At 66.6% G+C, this 17,248-nt stretch carries 13 protein-coding genes; 5 read left to right on the plus strand and 8 right to left on the minus strand.

Annotated elements, in window-relative coordinates; all coding sequences use genetic code 11:
• Positions 1-8 precede the first annotated feature (8 nt).
• Positions 9-461, minus strand: coding sequence for a gamma-glutamylcyclotransferase (locus D4739_RS10225; RefSeq protein ID WP_120060522.1), 453 nt, complete (start codon positions 459-461; stop codon positions 9-11).
• 58 nt (positions 462-519) lie between these two features.
• Here D4739_RS10225 and lpdA point away from each other — a divergent pair, with 58 nt between their 5' ends.
• Positions 520-1,920 carry a dihydrolipoyl dehydrogenase gene (lpdA, locus tag D4739_RS10230; RefSeq protein ID WP_120060523.1) on the plus strand — a complete coding sequence of 467 codons (1,401 nt, stop codon included), beginning with the start codon at positions 520-522 and terminating at the stop codon, positions 1,918-1,920.
• A 24-nt stretch (positions 1,921-1,944) separates the two neighbouring features.
• On the opposite strand, the gene D4739_RS10235 is transcribed toward lpdA, so the two are convergent.
• The 7 genes from D4739_RS10235 to D4739_RS10260 are packed head-to-tail and all read right to left on the minus strand — an operon-like array spanning position 1,945 to position 7,292.
• Positions 1,945-3,120, minus strand: coding sequence for a tyrosine-type recombinase/integrase (locus D4739_RS10235; RefSeq protein ID WP_120060524.1), 1,176 nt, complete (start codon positions 3,118-3,120; stop codon positions 1,945-1,947).
• Position 3,121: 1 nt separating this feature from the next.
• Positions 3,122-3,292 (minus strand): helix-turn-helix transcriptional regulator, encoded by a 171-nt coding sequence (locus D4739_RS10240; protein ID WP_120060525.1) that lies wholly within the window; start codon positions 3,290-3,292, stop codon positions 3,122-3,124.
• Between the two features lie 20 nt (positions 3,293-3,312).
• The gene (locus D4739_RS10245) at positions 3,313-4,857 is read right to left on the minus strand and encodes a replication initiator (protein ID WP_120060526.1); all 1,545 of its coding nucleotides are present in this window, start codon (positions 4,855-4,857) and stop codon (positions 3,313-3,315) included.
• The gene (locus D4739_RS10250; protein ID WP_120060527.1) at positions 4,854-6,311 is read right to left on the minus strand and encodes an FtsK/SpoIIIE domain-containing protein; all 1,458 of its coding nucleotides are present in this window, start codon (positions 6,309-6,311) and stop codon (positions 4,854-4,856) included. The genes D4739_RS10245 and D4739_RS10250 overlap by 4 nt, the downstream gene beginning before the upstream one ends.
• Entirely contained in the window at positions 6,311-6,508 is a 198-nt protein-coding gene (locus D4739_RS16685) for a hypothetical protein (protein ID WP_147384873.1), read from the minus strand. Before D4739_RS16685 ends, D4739_RS10250 begins: the two co-directional genes overlap by 1 nt.
• Complete coding sequence (locus tag D4739_RS10255) at positions 6,505-6,888, minus strand: hypothetical protein (RefSeq protein ID WP_120060528.1); 384 nt, start codon at positions 6,886-6,888, stop codon at positions 6,505-6,507. Before D4739_RS10255 ends, D4739_RS16685 begins: the two co-directional genes overlap by 4 nt.
• On the minus strand, positions 6,888-7,292 hold the full coding sequence (locus D4739_RS10260; RefSeq protein WP_120060529.1) for a hypothetical protein: 405 nt from the start codon (positions 7,290-7,292) through the stop codon (positions 6,888-6,890). Before D4739_RS10260 ends, D4739_RS10255 begins: the two co-directional genes overlap by 1 nt.
• Positions 7,293-7,429: 137 nt before the next feature.
• Here D4739_RS10260 and D4739_RS10265 point away from each other — a divergent pair, with 137 nt between their 5' ends.
• From D4739_RS10265 to D4739_RS16690, 4 genes are all read left to right on the plus strand, one after another.
• Positions 7,430-8,653: a helix-turn-helix domain-containing protein gene (locus tag D4739_RS10265; protein ID WP_220699271.1), complete on the plus strand. Its 1,224-nt coding sequence runs from the start codon at positions 7,430-7,432 to the stop codon at positions 8,651-8,653.
• A 24-nt stretch (positions 8,654-8,677) separates the two neighbouring features.
• Positions 8,678-9,145 carry an NUDIX domain-containing protein gene (locus D4739_RS10270; RefSeq protein WP_120060531.1) on the plus strand — a complete coding sequence of 156 codons (468 nt, stop codon included), beginning with the start codon at positions 8,678-8,680 and terminating at the stop codon, positions 9,143-9,145.
• 436 nt (positions 9,146-9,581) lie between these two features.
• On the plus strand, positions 9,582-16,067 hold the full coding sequence (locus tag D4739_RS17365; RefSeq protein WP_182920370.1) for a DNRLRE domain-containing protein: 6,486 nt from the start codon (positions 9,582-9,584) through the stop codon (positions 16,065-16,067).
• 233 nt (positions 16,068-16,300) lie between these two features.
• Positions 16,301-16,495, plus strand: a complete 195-nt coding sequence (locus tag D4739_RS16690; RefSeq protein WP_147384875.1) for a hypothetical protein — start codon at positions 16,301-16,303, stop codon at positions 16,493-16,495.
• The last annotated feature ends 753 nt before the right edge of the window (positions 16,496-17,248 follow it).

Genomic DNA, 17,248 nt, shown 5'->3' on the forward strand with positions numbered 1-17,248 from the left:
GCGGCTGGTCACAGACCGGTCGAGCGGCATGCACGCCGGCGCAGCGCGCCGACGTAGTCGTCCGGAGCATCGGCGGCCTCGGCCGCGTTGGCCAGCACCCCGAGGTACGACGCGGACGGCAGCCCGCCCTCGTGGGCGTCGAGCACGTAGACCCAGACCAGCTGCTCGCCGGTCAGTGTGGAGACGCGGACCTTGGTCTTGCGGAACAGCCCGGTGTCCGCGGACTCCCAGCCGTCGAGCGACTTCTCGTCCTCCGGCGTGACGTCGTAGACCGCGACGAAGACCTGCTCGAAGGGGTCCTGGACGATCGTCGCGAGGGCTCCGTCCCAGCCGTGCTCCTCGCCGCCGAAGGTCAGACGCCAGCCTTCCAGCCAGCCCGTGGTGCGCAGCGGGGAGTGCGGACAGCGCTCGGCCATGCGGAGCGGATCGAGGTTCGTTCCGTAGGCGGCGTACAGGGTCACGAGGTGAGACTAGTCGCCTACTTGCCGGTATCCGGGGACCCCTCACTAGGCTGGCCTCGTGACCCACTTCAACGTACTCGTTCTCGGTGCCGGTCCCGGCGGTTATGTCGCCGCGATCCGCGCCGCCCAGCTCGGCCAGACGGTTGCCGTCATCGAGGAGAAGTACTGGGGAGGTGTCTGTCTCAACGTCGGGTGCATCCCGACGAAGGCCCTGCTCAAGAACGCCGAGCTGGCGCACGTGCTCACGCACGAGAAGGCGAAGTTCGGCATCGAGGGCGACGCCACGATGGCCTACGGCCCGACCCACGCGCGCTCGCGCGCGGTGAGCGCCGGCATCGTCAAGGGCGTCCACTTCCTGATGAAGAAGAACAAGATCAAGGAGATCGACGGCTTCGGCACGCTCACCGGACCGAAGGCGGTCTCGGTGAAGGCCGCCGACGGCACCGTCACGGCCTACACCTGCGACAACCTGATCATCGCGACCGGTGCGCACGTCCGCTCGGTCCCCGGTGTCGACCCCAATGGTCAGAACATCGTCACCTACGAAGAGCTCATCCTCGACGCGAACCCGCCGAAGTCGATGATCATCGGCGGCTCGGGCGCGATCGGCGTCGAGTTCGCCTACGTGCTCAAGAACTTCGGTGTCGACGTCACGATCGTCGAGTACCTCGACCGCATCGTGCCGACCGAGGACGCGGACGTGTCCAAGGAACTGCTCAAGCAGTACAAGAAGCTCGGCATCAAGATCCTCACCTCGACCGCGGTCAAGAAGGCCGTCGACACCGGTGACGGCGTCGAGGTCACCGTCGCGCCCGCCGCTGGTGGCGAGGAGACGGTCCTCAAGGCCGACAAGATGCTGGCCGCCTTCGGCTTCGCGCCGAACGTCGAGGGCTACGGCCTGGAAGCCGCCGGCGTTGCGCTGACCGAGCGTGGCGCCATCGCGGTCGACGGACGTGGCCGCACCAACGTCGAAGGCGTCTACGCCATCGGTGACTGCACCGGCAAGATGATGCTGGCCCACGTCGCCGAGGCCATGGGCATCGTCACCGCCGAGACCATCGCAGGTGCCGAGACCATGGAGATCAACTTCGACATGGTCCCGCGCGCCACCTACTGCCAGCCGCAGATCGGCTCGTTCGGCTACTCCGAGCAGCAGGCGCGCGACAAGGGCTACAACGTCAAGACCTCGACGTTCCCCTTCGCTGCCAACGGCAAGGCCCAGGGCCTCGGCGACGCGGTCGGCTTCGTGAAGGTGATCGCCGACGCCGAGCACAACGAGATCCTCGGTGCCGCGATGATCGGCCCCGACGTCACCGAGCTGCTCCCGGTGCTGACCCTCGCACAGCAGTGGGACCTCACCGCTGACGAGGTCGGGCGCAACGTCTTCGCGCACCCGACCCTGGGTGAGTCGGTCAAGGAAGCCATCCACGGCATCGCCGGGCACATGATCAACTTGTGATCCTTGCAGGTCTCTGACCTGCGCTTATGCAGTGGACGCGGCGTCTGGGTACACATTGGGTACACAGATGGCCGCGTCCACTGCGTTTCTGACGCGTCCGTCGCTGTTCGGCATCAGGTGCGTGTAGGTCCGCAGCGTGAAGGCCGGATCCGCATGGCCGAGGTACTCGCTGACGACCTTGATCGACACCCCGGCATCGAGCAGCGTGCTGGCGTAGAAGTGCCGCAGGGCGTGGCATCCGGTCTCTCTGCTGGGCAGCACGCCAATCCGCCGTAGGGCCGGCCACCACGTGCCCTCGTTGAACACGTCCCGCTTCAACGCCTGCCCCGTCGTCGTCGCGAAGAAGAGTCGGAAGGTCACCGGATCGCCGTCCGGCTTGGCCCACGGGTGGGTCACGTCGGCCGTGGGCCACTGCTCAAGGTGCCGCTCGAAGGCCTGGCGGACCGATCCGGGCAGCGCGACCGTGCGTGTCTTGCCACCCTTCGGGAGGTCGAAGTAGCGGACGTGCCCCCGGTAGAGCTTCACCTGGCGCCTGACCTCGATGACGTCGCGCTCAAGGTCGAAGTCCGATGGAGACAGCCCGAAGATCTCGCCCTGGCGGAGCCCGGTGCCCGCAGCCAGGACGGCTACCAGCTGGTGTCGCGCCACGATCGACTCGATGAGCGCGTTGACCTGGTCGGGTGGCCACGGCACGACCTTGCGCTGCTCAAGCGCCGGCTTCCTCACCGAGGGTGCCTTGCACGGGTTCTTCGCAATCAGCCCGTCATCGACTGCGGCGTTCAGGATTGTCATGACGTGGTCAAAGAGCACCCGCCGGTAGTTGACGGCAAGGTGGTCGAGCCCCTTGAGCCAGGACTGGATGGCTGAGGGCCGCAAGTCACGGAGTTGTGTGTTGCCGAGCACCGGCAGCGTGTGCAACCTCAGCCGGGTTTCGATCAGATCGCGCGTCGCGGGTGTGAAGGTCTGCGCCATCAGCCACTCGGCGGCATGCGTCCGGAACAACACGCGTCCGGCGTCCGGATCGCGGTAGGCGTCGCGGACCAGGTCGGCTGCGATGGTGCTGCGGAACCGGTCGGCGTCGCCCTTGCGGATGAAGGTCTTGGCCTTCTGTCTTCCGTCGGGATCCCGCCAGCGGACCCGGTACCGGATCTCCGTCTTCCCGGACGCGTGTTTGCGGGTCAGCCGCTCGACGCTCGCCATGTCACGCCGCCTGCTCGTCGAGCCATCGCTCGAGTTCGGCCACGGCGTAACGAAGGTGCCTCCCCACGCGAATGCACCGCGGTCCTGAGCCCTTGTGCCGCCACTGATAGAGCGTCGTGACCGGGATGCCCAGGAGTTCCGACACCTCCTCGGTGGTCATCAGTTTGTCCATTTCCCTCTCCTTCCGATCGATCAGGCCGCGGGTGCGGTCTGACGGGCTTGAGTTGCCGAACGGGGTCCGGCGCGTTTGGCCTCGAGATACTGCTGCCGTCTGGCCTGTGCTTCGCGGAGTGAGGCGAGCACGGCGACCCGCCACAGTCCCGAGCTGATGTCGCGTGGGTTGACTGGCTCCCAGCGGAAGCGACCTTCCTCCACATCGGCCGAGCAGCGGTTCAGCGTCGGAATCGACTCCGGGTCGACGCCGGCCTCTTCGAGCACCTGACGCACCACGGCGGCGCGGTCGGCACGATGCTCGTCGAGTGTCTTGCCGGTCCATTGCCGGGACACCAAGACACGTCGCCCGCCGAAGCCCAGGTTCTCGGGATCGTGTGCAGCTCGCGAGCAAGCGCCCGGCTCCAGACCGGCAACAGCGTCCTTCGGCTGGATCCCGAAGCGCAGCCAGTTCGCGCATTCCGGAGAGCAGGGGAGCCAGCGAACCTCGTGCATCAGGCGATCGACGTGGGCGCGCTGGCGGCCCGAGATCGAGTCGGGGTCGTAGGTGTCGGCGATCGACTTGGTCAGGTACTTCGTGACGTAGCCCAGGACCTTGTCAGTGCGAACCGAGTCAGCGACCAGCCACTTGTAGTCGGCTTGCTTGCCGAACCGGAGGACGTGGGCGGGCTGCTTCGCAGGGTTGGCCTCCAGTTCGGCGTCGAGCTCGTCCATCGCCTGTTGCCACGTCTGGAGCGGAGCGCCGGACCACGGGCAGACGTAGGTCTCCAGTTGTTCGTTCCACTCGGGGAAGCGCGTCGTGTAGACGGGCTCGTCGCAGGGCGGCCACCACACCTGGTGGTAAGTCGCGGCGACGACCTGCAGGACGACCGAACGGGGGATCACGCCTCGCACCGCTGCATGGAGGTGAGGGGCGAGCCGCTTCTGTTCCTCGACTGCCGAGAAGTACTGCACCTTGAATCCCGCGCAGCGGCGGAGGTTCTGCCAGAGCCGGTCGACCAGGCGGGGAAAGTGCATCGCGTCGAGCGCCGCTTGCCGGTAGCGGTAGGTGTCGGGATCGAGCGGTGTCCCGTCGGCACGGACCCGGCCGTACGACGGCAGCGTGAAGGTGAGGAACATCGATGGCCGGTACGTCTTCCCGGACGGGGACATCATTGCGCGGCCGACGGTGCGCTCCGTCATCTGCAGCCGTGGGAGGTCGGCAACGTCTTGGCGGCGCCGAGTCGACCGAACGCGACGGGTGACCTCCTCTGGGTCCTCAGGCTCGACGTCGTCGGATTCCTCGGTGTCCTCAGTTTGGTCCTCGGATGCATCGAACTCGGGCTCGTCCTCCCGGTGCCAGCCTTCGCGACACTGCTGGATGCGGAGCCGACGAGCCTTGGCCGCGCAGGGCGGGCACTTGGATTCGCGGGTTGCGCCGCAGGGGATCGCCACTGTGCGGGCGACGCCGGTCTTCGTGTCGATCAGTTCCTGAAGGACCGGCCGAACGCACACGCCGTTGGCCTCGGCAGTCGCGCGCAGGAGGCCGTCATCGCGCGCGAGCTCGAGCTGCTCGAGAGAGGTCATGCGACGTCGCCGCCATCGATGAGGCGCAGGTTGGGCGGGCCGGCGAGCAACCGGATGTCGTCATCGCTGATGAACGGGAAGCGCACGCGCACCGGTTCTGCGACACCGTCCAGCACGACGTAGCCGATGCCCGGCAGGCCTTCGGAGATGCGGTCGCAGAGCGCGCCGCGGCGTCGAGCTCCGTCACCGAGCGTCATGTCCACCTGCTCCGGTTCTGTCAGCCTCAGGGCGATTCGGGTCGGGAAGAGGTCGCGGAACGGCAGCACGTCCTTTCGCGGGTCCTGCAGGGCAGCAACGACAACGACTCCGACGGCACGCCCCTGCGAGAGCAGCAGCGACAGCGCCGCCTTGATCCGCGCCTTGGCATCCCGGTCGTTGACGTACGCCGTGAGCGACGCGAGCTCGTCGACGAAGACGACGATGAGCGGGTCGTCTGTAGTCGGTTCATGCAGTCGCGTGACGCCCCGAAGACGCGATTGCCGGTCGCGCATGACCGAGACGGCCGCCTCGAGGAACCGCGCGAACGCGAGTTCGTAGGAGCGCACCTCGAGCGGGTGTTCGGCGTCCTGGTCTCCGTAGCAGTAGCGCTCGAAGAGCGGAGCACCCGCCGCGAACTCCATGCCGCCCTTCGGATCCAGGACCCACAGGTGGGCCGACCCGGCCCGGAGGGCACCCTGGAGCGACCAGACGAGGGACCAGAGGACCGATCCCTTGCCAGCGCCCGTCGCGCCGACAACGAGGACATGGTTGCCACGGAGCCGAAGGTGGTAGGTCTTGGCGTCCTCACGAAGGGCGACCGGCAGCGCCTCGAGATCGGGCGACTCGTCGGCGTCGAACGTCGGGACCATCTCGCGGAGCGGGTCGTTCACCAGGAACCACAACTCGACCTGACCATGCTTCTGACCGGTTCGGACACGGCACTCCACGGCATCGAGCGTCATGGCGAGGCGCTCGGCCTGCTCTGCGTAGTCCTCGAGGATCTGCCCAGGAAGCATCCGGACCTGCACGCGGTCGACGTTGCCGGTTGAGCGCACAGGACCGAGCTGCGGCAGGTACTGCTGATCGACCACCCGTGCATCCAGTCCGCAGGTCACCATCGCGGGTTGCCACATGCGGCGGTAGACGAATGTCCGGCGGATCGTGGACCGGACTGGCCACGCGACAACCCGCCGGAACGACTCGGGCGCGAGCTTTGCCCAGCCCGCCAAGGTGCTGCCCAAGGCAAAGAGCGGCAAGAAGAGGCCGAGCGGTCCTGTCGCGCGGATCGGGATCACCAGAAGCACGGCCGGGAGCCAGATGCCCGGTCGACGGATGATGCTGGTGATCGATCGCGTCAGCCAGCGTCCCAACAGACCGGCCACGACGATCCACAGCGGCACCTTGACCGACTCCGGACGGAGCGCGAGACCGCGGCCGCCGTACTTCTCGCCAGAGATCCCGATCCGCGCGTCCATCACAGGGACCGTCCGTTCGACCAGATCCAGCCACCCGTTGCGTCCAGCGCCCGGTCGATCCCGGGGCCAGCAGGAGTGGCCGACAGCACGAGGCCGAAGGTGACGGCAACGACGGCGGGGAAGGGCGACAGTCCGTTGCCCTTCATCAGGAGCAGCAGCACCAGTGCGAGCACTAGGGCGACGCTGACGGCAGTCACGACGCCACCTCCTCGACGACTACCCGGGGCGACGACGACAGAACAGCGGGCTCGGCCGCCTCGAGGCGGATCGCGAGTGGACGACGCTGACCTTCGACAATGGTCTGCCGCCATGCCGACCAGGTGCGAACAATCAGCTCGGTCCCATCGGGAAGCGTCTGCACGTCGTGGTCCTCCGACTCCCGAAGCCCGAGCCACCCAGCGAACGCGTTGGCCGCCGTCCAGTCCGCTGCGGTGATTGCGAGCTCGGTGGCGTGTTGTGGCCGGCTGTCTTCAGGGTCGAGAACGAGGGACCGCAGGCGCACGGTTTCGAGAGCATCGCGCGGTCCGTTCGTCAGCAGCAGGATCGCGGGCAGCAGTTCGTCGAAACGGGCAGCCATCACGCAACCGCCTTGTCGCTCGGCTTCTGCGTGGTGGTCTTGGCAGCCGCCGGGACCAGACGCTTGATGGACTCCGCGTCCCAGCGCTCGACCCAGCCGCCGGCCTTGTTCACGCGCGCCTCGACCTTGAGCACGTCGAAGACGATGGGGGAGTAGACGTCGGGGTTGGGCTCCTGCTCAGCGCCGACGGTCACGCCAGCGGTCACGGTGTGCTCACGGCCGAACACCTCGGCCCGGTAGGTGACCTCGATCTGCCAGAGCCGCATGCCGGTGTCCTCGTGGCGGATCTGGAGGTCACCGGGCCGGCGTCGGCCGTCCGGGGTTTCGATCCACTCCATGACCGGCGTGACGATCCCGGTCGCGGTCATCTTCTGGCGCTCGCTGTCGACGTAGTACGTGCTCATGACGGTTCTCCTTGGTGAGTTGCTTGCCCCCGGAGGGGTGGTCGTGTTCGACTCGCTTTCGACGCTAAGGACAGTTCGACTCGGGAACCCGGAATCTTTTTCCGGGGTCTGTCGGAAGGCGGTGCGACGCTCAAGTCATGCGAGGAATGACGGCAGAGCTCACGGTTGGCGAGCGCATCGCCTGGTATCGGCAGCGCCGCGGCTTCTCCCAGGAGGTGCTCGCTGGCTTCGTTGGGCGCACCGCCGACTGGCTCGGGAAGGTCGAGAACGGGCGGATTGAACTCGACCGTGTCTCCGTCCTGCGCCACATCGCTCGCGCACTCGACGTGACGCTGGGTGACCTACTCTCCGAGCCGTCACTGATGGAGTGGACGCCCGACAGCGGCCAGGAGACCGTGCCTGCGCTCAGGGCAGTGCTCATGGACTATCGGCAGGTCAGCGGCCTTGGTCAGAAGCCGATCAATGACGAGCCCGTCGCGCTCGACGTACTACGCGAGGACCTGGACGACGTCTGGTCGGCTTACCAGGAGTCGCGATTTGGCTACGTCACGAACCGGCTGGTCGGGCTGATTCCCACCATGAAGGACGCAGCCAGCCTGTACGACGGTGACGATCGCCGTGTGGCGTCCGGTCGACTGGCGCTGACATACCAGGTCGCCGCCAGCGTGCTCACCAAGCTCGGAGAGGCTGACCTCGCGTGGGGTGCCAGTGACCGGGGCATCAGGGAGGCGCAGGCCAGCCAGAACCCGGTGATCGTCGGATCCCTGCTCCGCTCGGTCGCACATTCGCTGCTGTCGACTGGCGCGTTCGCCGAAGCATCGAACCTTGTCCAGGACACCGCCGACTACCTCGAGCCCCACCTCAAGAGGGGCGGATCCTCGCTGGTGTCCGTCTACGGAACGGCGCTACTCGTCGGAGCGATGGCGGCGGCGCGCAACGAGGACCGCAGCGGATCCCGCGACTTCCTCGACGAGGCAGACCGAGCCGCGCGCCGGCTGGGCGGCGACCACAACCGCCTGTGGACTGCGTTCGGGCCCACGAATGTCTCGATCCACCGCGTATCCACGGCGATGGAGTTGGGCGACGTGCAGATCGCCGTCGATCTTGGACCCGACCTGGACACCTCAGCCGTGCCCACAGAGCGCCGTGTTCGCCACTCGCTCGAGGTGGCGCGGGCGCTGAGTACGACGAACAAGCGCGAGCTCGCACTTGCGGCGATCCTCGATGCGGAGCGGATCGCGCCCGAGCAGGTGCGCTATCACTACCTCAGCAGGCACCTGGTGCAGATGTGGGTCCGGACTCAGAAGGGCAAGCCGAGCCACCAGCTCGCGGGACTCGCCCAGCGACTCAACGTCGCTTGACCTGGTTCCCCTTAGGGTCTTCGCATGACTGACGGCCTGCCTTTGAGTGCTCGTCCCCGCGTAGCCTCCGGCGCACTCTTCGTCAACGACGTCGGCCACGTGCTTCTCGTGAAGCCGACCTATAAGGACGGCTGGGACATCCCGGGTGGCTACGTGGAGCCGGGGGAGACCCCGATCGAGGCATGCGAGCGCGAGATCCGCGAGGAGCTCGGGTTGGAGGTTCACGTTGGCAATCTCCTGGTATCCGACTGGGCTCCCTCAGAGCGCGAGGGCGACAAGCTTCTGTTCGTGTTCGCTGGCGGACGACTGTCGGTAGAGGAACTAGATGCCATTGAGCTTCAGCGGGAGGAGCTCGAGTTCTGGGAGTTTCACGCCATTTCGCGTTTTTCCGAATTGATGCCCGACCGCCTCGCGCGACGCTTGATCGCGGCAGTCGATGCACTGGCTTCGAATACGACCGCTTACCTTGAGCACGGCCTGCTCCGTACGTAGGCAACGAATCAGCGCGTCAGTCGCCTTGGGGATCGTTCGTCAGGTTTGACATTGTTACAAACACTGGCGCGACACCTTCTATCCAATGGCTCGGCGGGTGCGCCATTTACGGATTTTGGAAACAATCCCTTTTCTCCTATTGGAGACGCCGGCTTTCGGTTGCGGCTTCGTTCGAGTTCCGACACGCTCTTGCGCACCACAACAAGTCGACGCGCTCGGGACGTGTCGGATCCAACGGGGGTCTCGCATGTTTGGTCGTTGCTCGGGTGTGCTGCGCGTCATTTCGCCGGCGTTGTCGACTGCCCTGATCGTGGCTGCGTGCCAGGTCGTCGCTGCATCTGAGAGCCCCGCGGTGGCCGCTTCGAAACCAGCCGTCGTGGCTGACAGGCCGGATGCAATCTCGGCGATGTCGACCGCCCGGGCGCAGAAGAAGCGGGTGGAATCGCTTACCGACCGCACCCCCTCCACGGCGACCTTCGCGAACCCCGATGGCACCTGGACCACAGAGGCCTACTCCGGCGTCGTTCGCTCCCGAGGGGACGAGGACAAGTGGGTCGCGGTCGACCCGACGATCGACTCCGCGGGCAAGGGCTTTGCCCCGAAGGCTGTCCCGTACGACGCGGTGTTCTCCGAAGGTGGCGACAAGACGCTCGCCACGCTGAACGGCGCCAACGGCAAGGCGGCGCTGACGCTTGAGTGGCCCACCACGTTGCCGCAGTCGACGCCGAAGGACGACAAGCTGACGTTCGAGGACGCAGCCGGTACCGGGGACCTGGTCCTGACCTCAATGCCGGATGGCTTCAACTTCTCCGTCGTCCTGGACGAGGCCCCGGCCGCCGATGCGACCCCGATCGAGTACCGCGTTCCGCTGCACCTGGCCGAGGGCCGCTTCGTGCCGGCCAAGGATGGCTCATTCGAGGTCCGCAAGGACGGCAAGACCCTCGCCACGATGACCGCACCGGTGATGTGGGACTCCGCCGAGAAGACCGACCGCCAGCCGGTCGATGCCACGCTCGAAGGCACCGGCGCTGACCGGACCCTTGTGCTCCGACCGGATATGAAATACCTCACCGACCCGGCGCGCGTCTATCCACTGACCGTGGACCCGACCCTGCTGATCACCACCATCGGCGACACCTACGTCCAGTCCGCCGGCGACACCTCCACCCAGCCGCTGTCTGCTGAGCTGCGGGTCGGATCAATCGACGCCGGTGCAACGATCGCCCGCTCGTATGCCGTCTTCGACATCGCATCCCTGACGTCCAAGCCGGGCGCGATCGTGTCCTCAGCGACGATGAGCTACTCAAACTTCGTGACCGGGGCCTGCGCCGGCACGGCGACCCGGATCTCGCAGGTCACCGCCTCCTGGGCCATCGGCAACCTCACCTGGGCCACCCAGCCCACGACAACGTCGACTGGATCGACCACCTCGACCCAGTCCTTCGGAACGACAGGATGCGCCACCGAGGGCACGGTCTCGTTCGACGCCAAGACCATAGTTCAGGCCTGGCAGGGCGGCGCCGCCAACTACGGCGTCCAGGTCAAGGCTGACAACGAGACGGCCGCCTCGGGTTGGCGGAAGTTTCGGTCGCTGGAGAACGGCGACTCGGCCAAGGCCCCGAAGCTCTCCATCACCTACAACACCCCTCCGGCGGTCCCGGACTACACGATGGTGACGCCGGCCGGCTCGGTCGGCTCGACCTACAAGACCAGGTCGACCACGCCGACGTTCTCCACCACCCCGGCCGACGCTGATGGCGGCAATGTCACTGCGGAGCTCCGCATCCGGCAGGGCTCGACGGTGGTGCAGTCCTGGACGTCCGGGTCGGTGCTCGCGGGCACGCAGGTCTCCCGCACGTTGACCACTGCACTGGCGGCAGGTTCCTACACCGCCTCCTGGCGGGTCTCGGATGGCATCGCGACCTCGGCATGGTCGACCGATCAGGCTTTCGATGTCGACCTGACCCCACCAACGGCGCCGGCGATGTCGTGCCCGAACTACGCCAACGGCTCCTGGCAGACCACTCGACCGGCGCCGACTACGACCTGCACGATCACCGTCTCGTCCGACACGCAGTGGATCTTGATCAATGACGGCCACGAGTGGGTCACGGTCCCGCCGACGGCGAACAACCAGACCACGCTCCCGCTCGATGTCGCGATCGATTCCACGTTCGTGTTCGGTCTGTATGCCTACGACGCGGCCATGAACGTCTCCGCGTCCTCCTACACCTTCGGTGTCGGTGATGGCGGCTTCACGACCCCCACACCGGGCGCGGCGTTTGCCGGTCAACTTCAGGTCAATGCAGGTAGCCCCGCCGGTATCGGCACCGCCGTTTTGAAGTGGCGCGCTGCAGGAACAAGCACCTGGACCACTGCGACCCAGGTGAAGAAGGCCGGCACGACATGGAACGGATCTGTCGACACGAACGGCGCCATCACCCGCACCGGTGACCTGGTCTGGGACGCCGAAGCCGAAACGGGACTCTCGGCCCCGGCGAACCTCGAGATCCAAGCTTGCTTCACCTTCCCGCCAGCAGCCCAGACCTGCGGCAAAGCCCGTCCGGTGACGCTGGTCGCGCATGCCTTCGGCCGCATGTTCCCCACCGCGACCGTCGGCCCCGCTGAGGTCGCGCTTCTGACGGGTGAATACCAGCACTCCGAGACCGACGTATCGGTGCCCGGTTACCGCACCGACCTCTCGGTGGCCCGTACCTTCCAGTCTCTCGGCGCCGGCGCACGCACCCCGGCTGAGTCGGTCTTCGGGCCCGGCTGGGTAGCGAACCTGCACGGTCCGCAGTTTGGGTTCGCAGGCGCTCAGGTCGTCGACTCCACCGCGGCCGACGGCACGATCACGCTGCTTGACACTGAGGGCTCATCGTCGGTGTACAAGCTCGGCGGACCGGCCGCGCAAGCCGTCGGCGTCTATCTGGGTCAGGGCGAGACCGCAGCCGACAACGACAAGCTCGAACTCAAGACCGGAACACCGAAGACCCTCACCCTGACCGAAGAAGACGGCACCGTCACCACCTGGACCCACGCCGGGGGTACCGCCTGGAAGGCGTCCGGGGTCAAGGAGCCCTCAACGGCACCGTCAGTGACGTACGGCTACACCGGCCCGAGCAGCGAGTACGTCTCCGGAATCTACTCCGGACCGCCCGGCGTCACCTGCAACGCCACCACCCAGGCCCGGGGTTGCCGCGCCTTGGTGCTGACCTACACCGGCACCGGCACGTCCACCCGCCTCGCGCAGGTCGACCTCAAGATCTGGGACCCGAAGCCCGGTATCGACGGCGCCCCGACCGCTGCCGCAGCGATGGTCACTGTCCCGGTGGCGAAGTACTCCTACGACGCCAACAACCGCCTCGCCTCGGTCTGGGACCCGCGGCTGGACTACAACGCAGGCGCCAACCACGTCGCCACCAGCTACGGCTACACAACGATCGCAGGCCGAACCCACCTCGCCTCGCTCACCCCGCCCGGCGAGAAGACCTGGACCTTCACCCTCAACGCCACCACCGGCAAGTTCGAAGGCGCCACCCGCGCCCAAGACGCCGCCGTGGGCGGCACCGCCACCTGGGCGGTCAAGTACGACCTCGCGATTTCGGGGTCCGGGCTCCCCGACCTCACTGGCGACACCAGCAAGGCCTGGGGCCAGAAGACCATCCCCGCCGCCGGGGCTGCCGTCTTCGGGCCCGACGCCCCCGGCACCACGGACTACACCTACGCCGACCTGACCTACTTCACCGCCGACGGCAAGGTCACCAACACCGCCTCCTACGGTGCAGGGGCCTGGTTGATCGACACGGTCGAGTACGACTCGAACGGCAACCAGACCTGGTCGCTGGACGCGGCAGCTCGTGCGAGCGGCCTCGCGACCGGCTCGACCGCGAACCAGATCCGCTACTACAACGGCTCCGTCAACGTCTACTCGGCTGACGGCACGCGCCTGGAACAGTCGTATTCACCGATCGACTGGGTCGTCCGCAACGACCGCAGCTCACTGTGGGGCCGCCAGCGCGTCGACTACCTGTATGACGACGAAGCCACCGCCGCTGAGATGCCCGGCAAGCCTGCCACGTGGACGCCTGCCGACACCCCACGGCACAACGTCGTCATCAAGACCACGAGCTCGGTGGCTGACATGGCCAACGCAACGGCGGATGCTGAAGTTACCTGGAACCGGTATCAGCCGGTCGTCGCTGGTGATGGCGATGGCTGGATCCTGGGCCAGCCCACTCGTGTCTCGACCTCGCTGGGTGGGGGATGGTCCACCACGCTGATCCGCTTCACCCCCGAGGCCAAGGTAGTCGAGACCCGTACCCCGCAAGGTGTCGCCGCCCTCGACGGGGCCGGTTCAGATGCGCGGTCCCGAATCGTTCGCTACTACACCGCCGACGGCTCCAGCCCTCTCGCCGCGTGCCGCAACAAGCCCGAATGGGTCGACGCCGTCTGCTCGGTGGGCCCAGCGGGCGGCAGCGCGCCGACGACCACGTCGGAAGGTTTCGACTACATCGGCGGTCCGACCCGGTCGGTCGAAACTGCCGGCACCACCCAGCGGATCTCTGTCACCACACGGGACAGTGCAGGTCGTGCGACCAAGGACGCAGTGACGTCGGTCAACGCCCCGGCCGGTCAGGTCGCGGTTCCCGACAAGACGTACGGCTACGAACAGACCACCGGCGCTCTGAATGCCACGACCGGAAACGGCCAGACGGCCGCCACCACCGTCGACACCTGGGGTCGGACCCTCACCCAGACCGACGGCAGCGGCAATACGGGAACCTCGACCTACAACGCGGCCGGGAACCTCGCGACGTTCAACGACGGCAAGGGCACCTACACGTATACGTACGACGGCGCCGACGCGAACGGCAAGACCGAACGACGCGGCCTGCTCACCAAGCTCGACGTCGGCCTCTCAACCGGCCCGGACCTCTTCACGGCTGCGACCGACGCGGACGGGAACCTGACCAAGGTCGTGTACCCGAACGGGGTCGTGCGGACCAGCACCTTCACCAATGCCGGCGCCGAGTTCACCCGGACGTACGAGAACGCCGCGGGTGCCGATCTGGTCGGCTGGACCATGTACCGCGACGTCGACGGCCGGGTTCGTCTGGACGTCAATACCCTCGGGTACCAGTGGTACGACTACGACCAGCGTGGCCGCCTGACGAAGGTCGAAGACGGCTTCTGGAATCTGTGCACCACCCGCATCTACGGCTTCAGTCTCGACTCCAACAGGAACACGCTGACCTCCTACGCGCCCGGCGCGGGCGGAGCCTGCCAGACGACCACCCCGAGCTCGACCGTGAACGGAACGTTCGACGGCGACGACAAGAAGACCGACACCGGCTACGTCTACGACACCCTTGGGCGGACCACAACCCTGCCGGGCGCGGACACGGTCGATCCAGCCAACGGCAACCTAACCGCGACGTACTACGCCAACGACCTCGTCGCCTCCCTAACCCGGCCCAACGCCGCCGGCGGCGCCCAAGGCCAGACCTGGGGCCTGGACGCGAACGGGCGCCTCGCCACCATGTCGTCCACCACCGCTGGGGTGGAGCTCCGAAAGACGACCAACCACTACGCCGGCGGGTCGGACTCCCCGGCCTGGCAGTCAACTGACACCCGACCCGACGCAGTGACCGCGTGGACGAACAAGTGGACCCGCAACGTCACCGGCATCGACGGCGGGCTCGCGCTCTTGGCCAACTCCACCGGCGGCGACAAGATCCAGCTCGCCAACCCCCACGGTGACGTCACAGCCACCATGGCCAACACCGTCGGCGCAGCAAGCCTGGAGACCTACTCCGAAACGACCGAGTACGGCCTCTACCGGCCCCAGGCGCCTGCAGCTGGTGGGCAGTACGGATGGCTCGGCTCCAAGCTCCGCTCCGGTGACGCCCTCGCCGGGCTCACCCTCATGGGCGTCCGCCTCTACAACCCCGCCACGGGACGATTCCTTACCCGTGATCCGGTCTACGGCGGCAACGACAACGCATACGTGTACCCCGCGGATCCGATCAACGCGTTCGATCTTGACGGATTGTCGTTCTGGTCGAAGGTGAAGTCCGCGACGAAGTCCACGGTTAAGTTCGTCTCGAAGCACAAGGTCGACATCGCCCTAACCGCGGTCAGCTTCATTCCAGCAGGCGCAGCCGCTCGCGGCGCGTATATGGCCTACAAGGGTGTCCGGGCTGTCCAGGCCGCCCGCAAGACCAGTACTCTCGCCAAGGCGGCAAAAAGCGCCTGCAGCTTCAACTCCTTCGACCATGACACGCCCGTCCTCATGGCCGACGGCACGCTCAAACCGATTAGCGAGGTGGAACTCGGCGACTCCGTTTGGGCGGCCGATCCTGCGACCGGCGAGGAAGGCCCACGTGTCGTTGTCGACCTGATCCGCCACGCCGGCATCCACACCATGGTCGCCATCAGGCTCGCCGACGGCACGATGATCGACGCCACCGACGGACACCCCTTCTGGGTCGAAGGACGCGCCCCGCCGGGCGAAGCCGGTGTGAGTGGAGCCTGGGTCAATGCGATCGACCTTGCCATCGGCGACTGGCTTCTTGATGCGGACGGGCAGGCTGTCCAGATCGAAGGGCTCGCCGTTTCGATCAACGATCTCACGGCCTACAACCTGACAGTTGCGGACCTTCACACGTACCACGTCGGCACTGACTCGATCCTCGTGCACAACCACAAGTGCGAGCCGGGCGGGCTCACTAGACTCAGCAAGAGCTTCGCGAAGCAGCTGACGAAGCGCCACGGCACCGACCCCGAGGCGTTCAAGGCCGAGTACGTCGGGGCGCGCAACGGCGGGCGGTTCGACCTTGCCAAGTGTTCGTGCACGCGAATCAACCTCATTAGCAAGAACGGTCGGGTCAACATCCCAACGTGGATGAAGGCCGACTAGTGGCCGTCTTCAGAGCGCAGCTCGCCATCGAGAGCACCTCACTATCGCTCCAAGAGCTCACGACCGCATTGGGGCGTGAACCAGACGAGGGAGTCGATATCGGTGCAGAAACGTCCCATCGTCCTGGGTTTGCCCGCGCATGGTCGACATGGACGCGATACCTCCGCTGGGAGGATGCCATGCACCCTGGAACAGAGGGCCTGTCCCAAGCAGTAGAGGGGCTCGGCGATGAGGTGGCCACTCGTGTAGCCACATTGGTCGAGCTCGGCTGCGAGGCGGTCGTGACCGCAGTGCAGGAGCTGGACCCCGCCGATTCGGTCACCACAGGTCTTCACCTGTCGAGCGGTGCGCTTCGCTGGCTCGCACTGGCTCGTGCTGAGCTCGACATCGACCAGTACGTCCTCGAATTGGGCGAGGGCGAGGGATGATCCAACGGGACCGGCGGGCGCCCAACCGTGCGGCCGTGCCGCGACCAGTTCCTCGTCGGGCGCAGAGTCCGTCAGGATCTTTGTGTAAGTGCCACCGCGTCATGCCGGGAATCGAGTCCGATGTGGAAGGAACATCACGTCCTGGAGTCCTACTTCGGAGCAATCGCTTGGGCCCGATCGTTTGCTTGAGCGGGCGGTGTCAGCCACTTTCCCTGCCGCATTGACCTCTTAGAACCATCAAGGCCGGCTTCGCCGGCTGGGCCGACTGCGGGCGGCGCTGGCGCGCCGTCCTCGGCGACCCCTACCTCTCTCGCGCCGCAGGACCTGAGGCACGTGGCTGGAGAAGGGGACGGCGTCGTCCTGGCTTCGCGGCAGCTCGTCGTCCAGCGACTCAGCCACCAGCTCGAGGTCGAAACGGTGCCCACTCGCCGAAGGTTTGGCCGGGCCGCCCGGCCAACGTGAGAGGTGGGCGCCCCATCGCCCTGGGCACACATTGGGTACACATGCCAACGAAAAACGGCGGTTGACGCCGCGAAGCGCTGGAAGGCGTTTCCACAGGTCAACCGCCGTTTTCGGCAGGTGTTGCTAGGTGGTGCAAAACCCCGACATCAGAGGATCAACTTCTGATCCTCAGCAGTACGACGGCCGGTCGCCCCTGTGGGGCGGCCGGCCGTTTGCTGTTGCCAGGGTCTCGTCCTCGGCCCTGCGGGCGAGGCGGGCGGAAGCGCGTCACCAACCATTCACAGCAGGCGC

The sequence above is a fragment of the Nocardioides cavernaquae genome, assembly GCF_003600895.1.
Classification (GTDB): domain Bacteria; phylum Actinomycetota; class Actinomycetes; order Propionibacteriales; family Nocardioidaceae; genus Nocardioides; species Nocardioides cavernaquae.

Excerpts from the sequence above, each read along its gene's own strand:
- D4739_RS10235 (WP_120060524.1), bottom strand. The coding sequence starts at position 3,120 with ATGGCGAGCGTCGAGCGGCTGACCCGCAAACACGCGTCCGGGAAGACG.
- D4739_RS10240 (WP_120060525.1), bottom strand. The coding sequence starts at position 3,292 with ATGGACAAACTGATGACCACCGAGGAGGTGTCGGAACTCCTGGGCATC.
- D4739_RS10245 (WP_120060526.1), bottom strand. The coding sequence starts at position 4,857 with ATGACCTCTCTCGAGCAGCTCGAGCTCGCGCGCGATGACGGCCTCCTG.
- D4739_RS10250 (WP_120060527.1), bottom strand. The coding sequence starts at position 6,311 with ATGGACGCGCGGATCGGGATCTCTGGCGAGAAGTACGGCGGCCGCGGT.
- D4739_RS10255 (WP_120060528.1), bottom strand. The coding sequence starts at position 6,888 with ATGGCTGCCCGTTTCGACGAACTGCTGCCCGCGATCCTGCTGCTGACG.
- D4739_RS10260 (WP_120060529.1), bottom strand. The coding sequence starts at position 7,292 with ATGAGCACGTACTACGTCGACAGCGAGCGCCAGAAGATGACCGCGACC.
- D4739_RS10265 (WP_220699271.1), top strand. The coding sequence starts at position 7,430 with ATGCGAGGAATGACGGCAGAGCTCACGGTTGGCGAGCGCATCGCCTGG.
- D4739_RS10270 (WP_120060531.1), top strand. The coding sequence starts at position 8,678 with ATGACTGACGGCCTGCCTTTGAGTGCTCGTCCCCGCGTAGCCTCCGGC.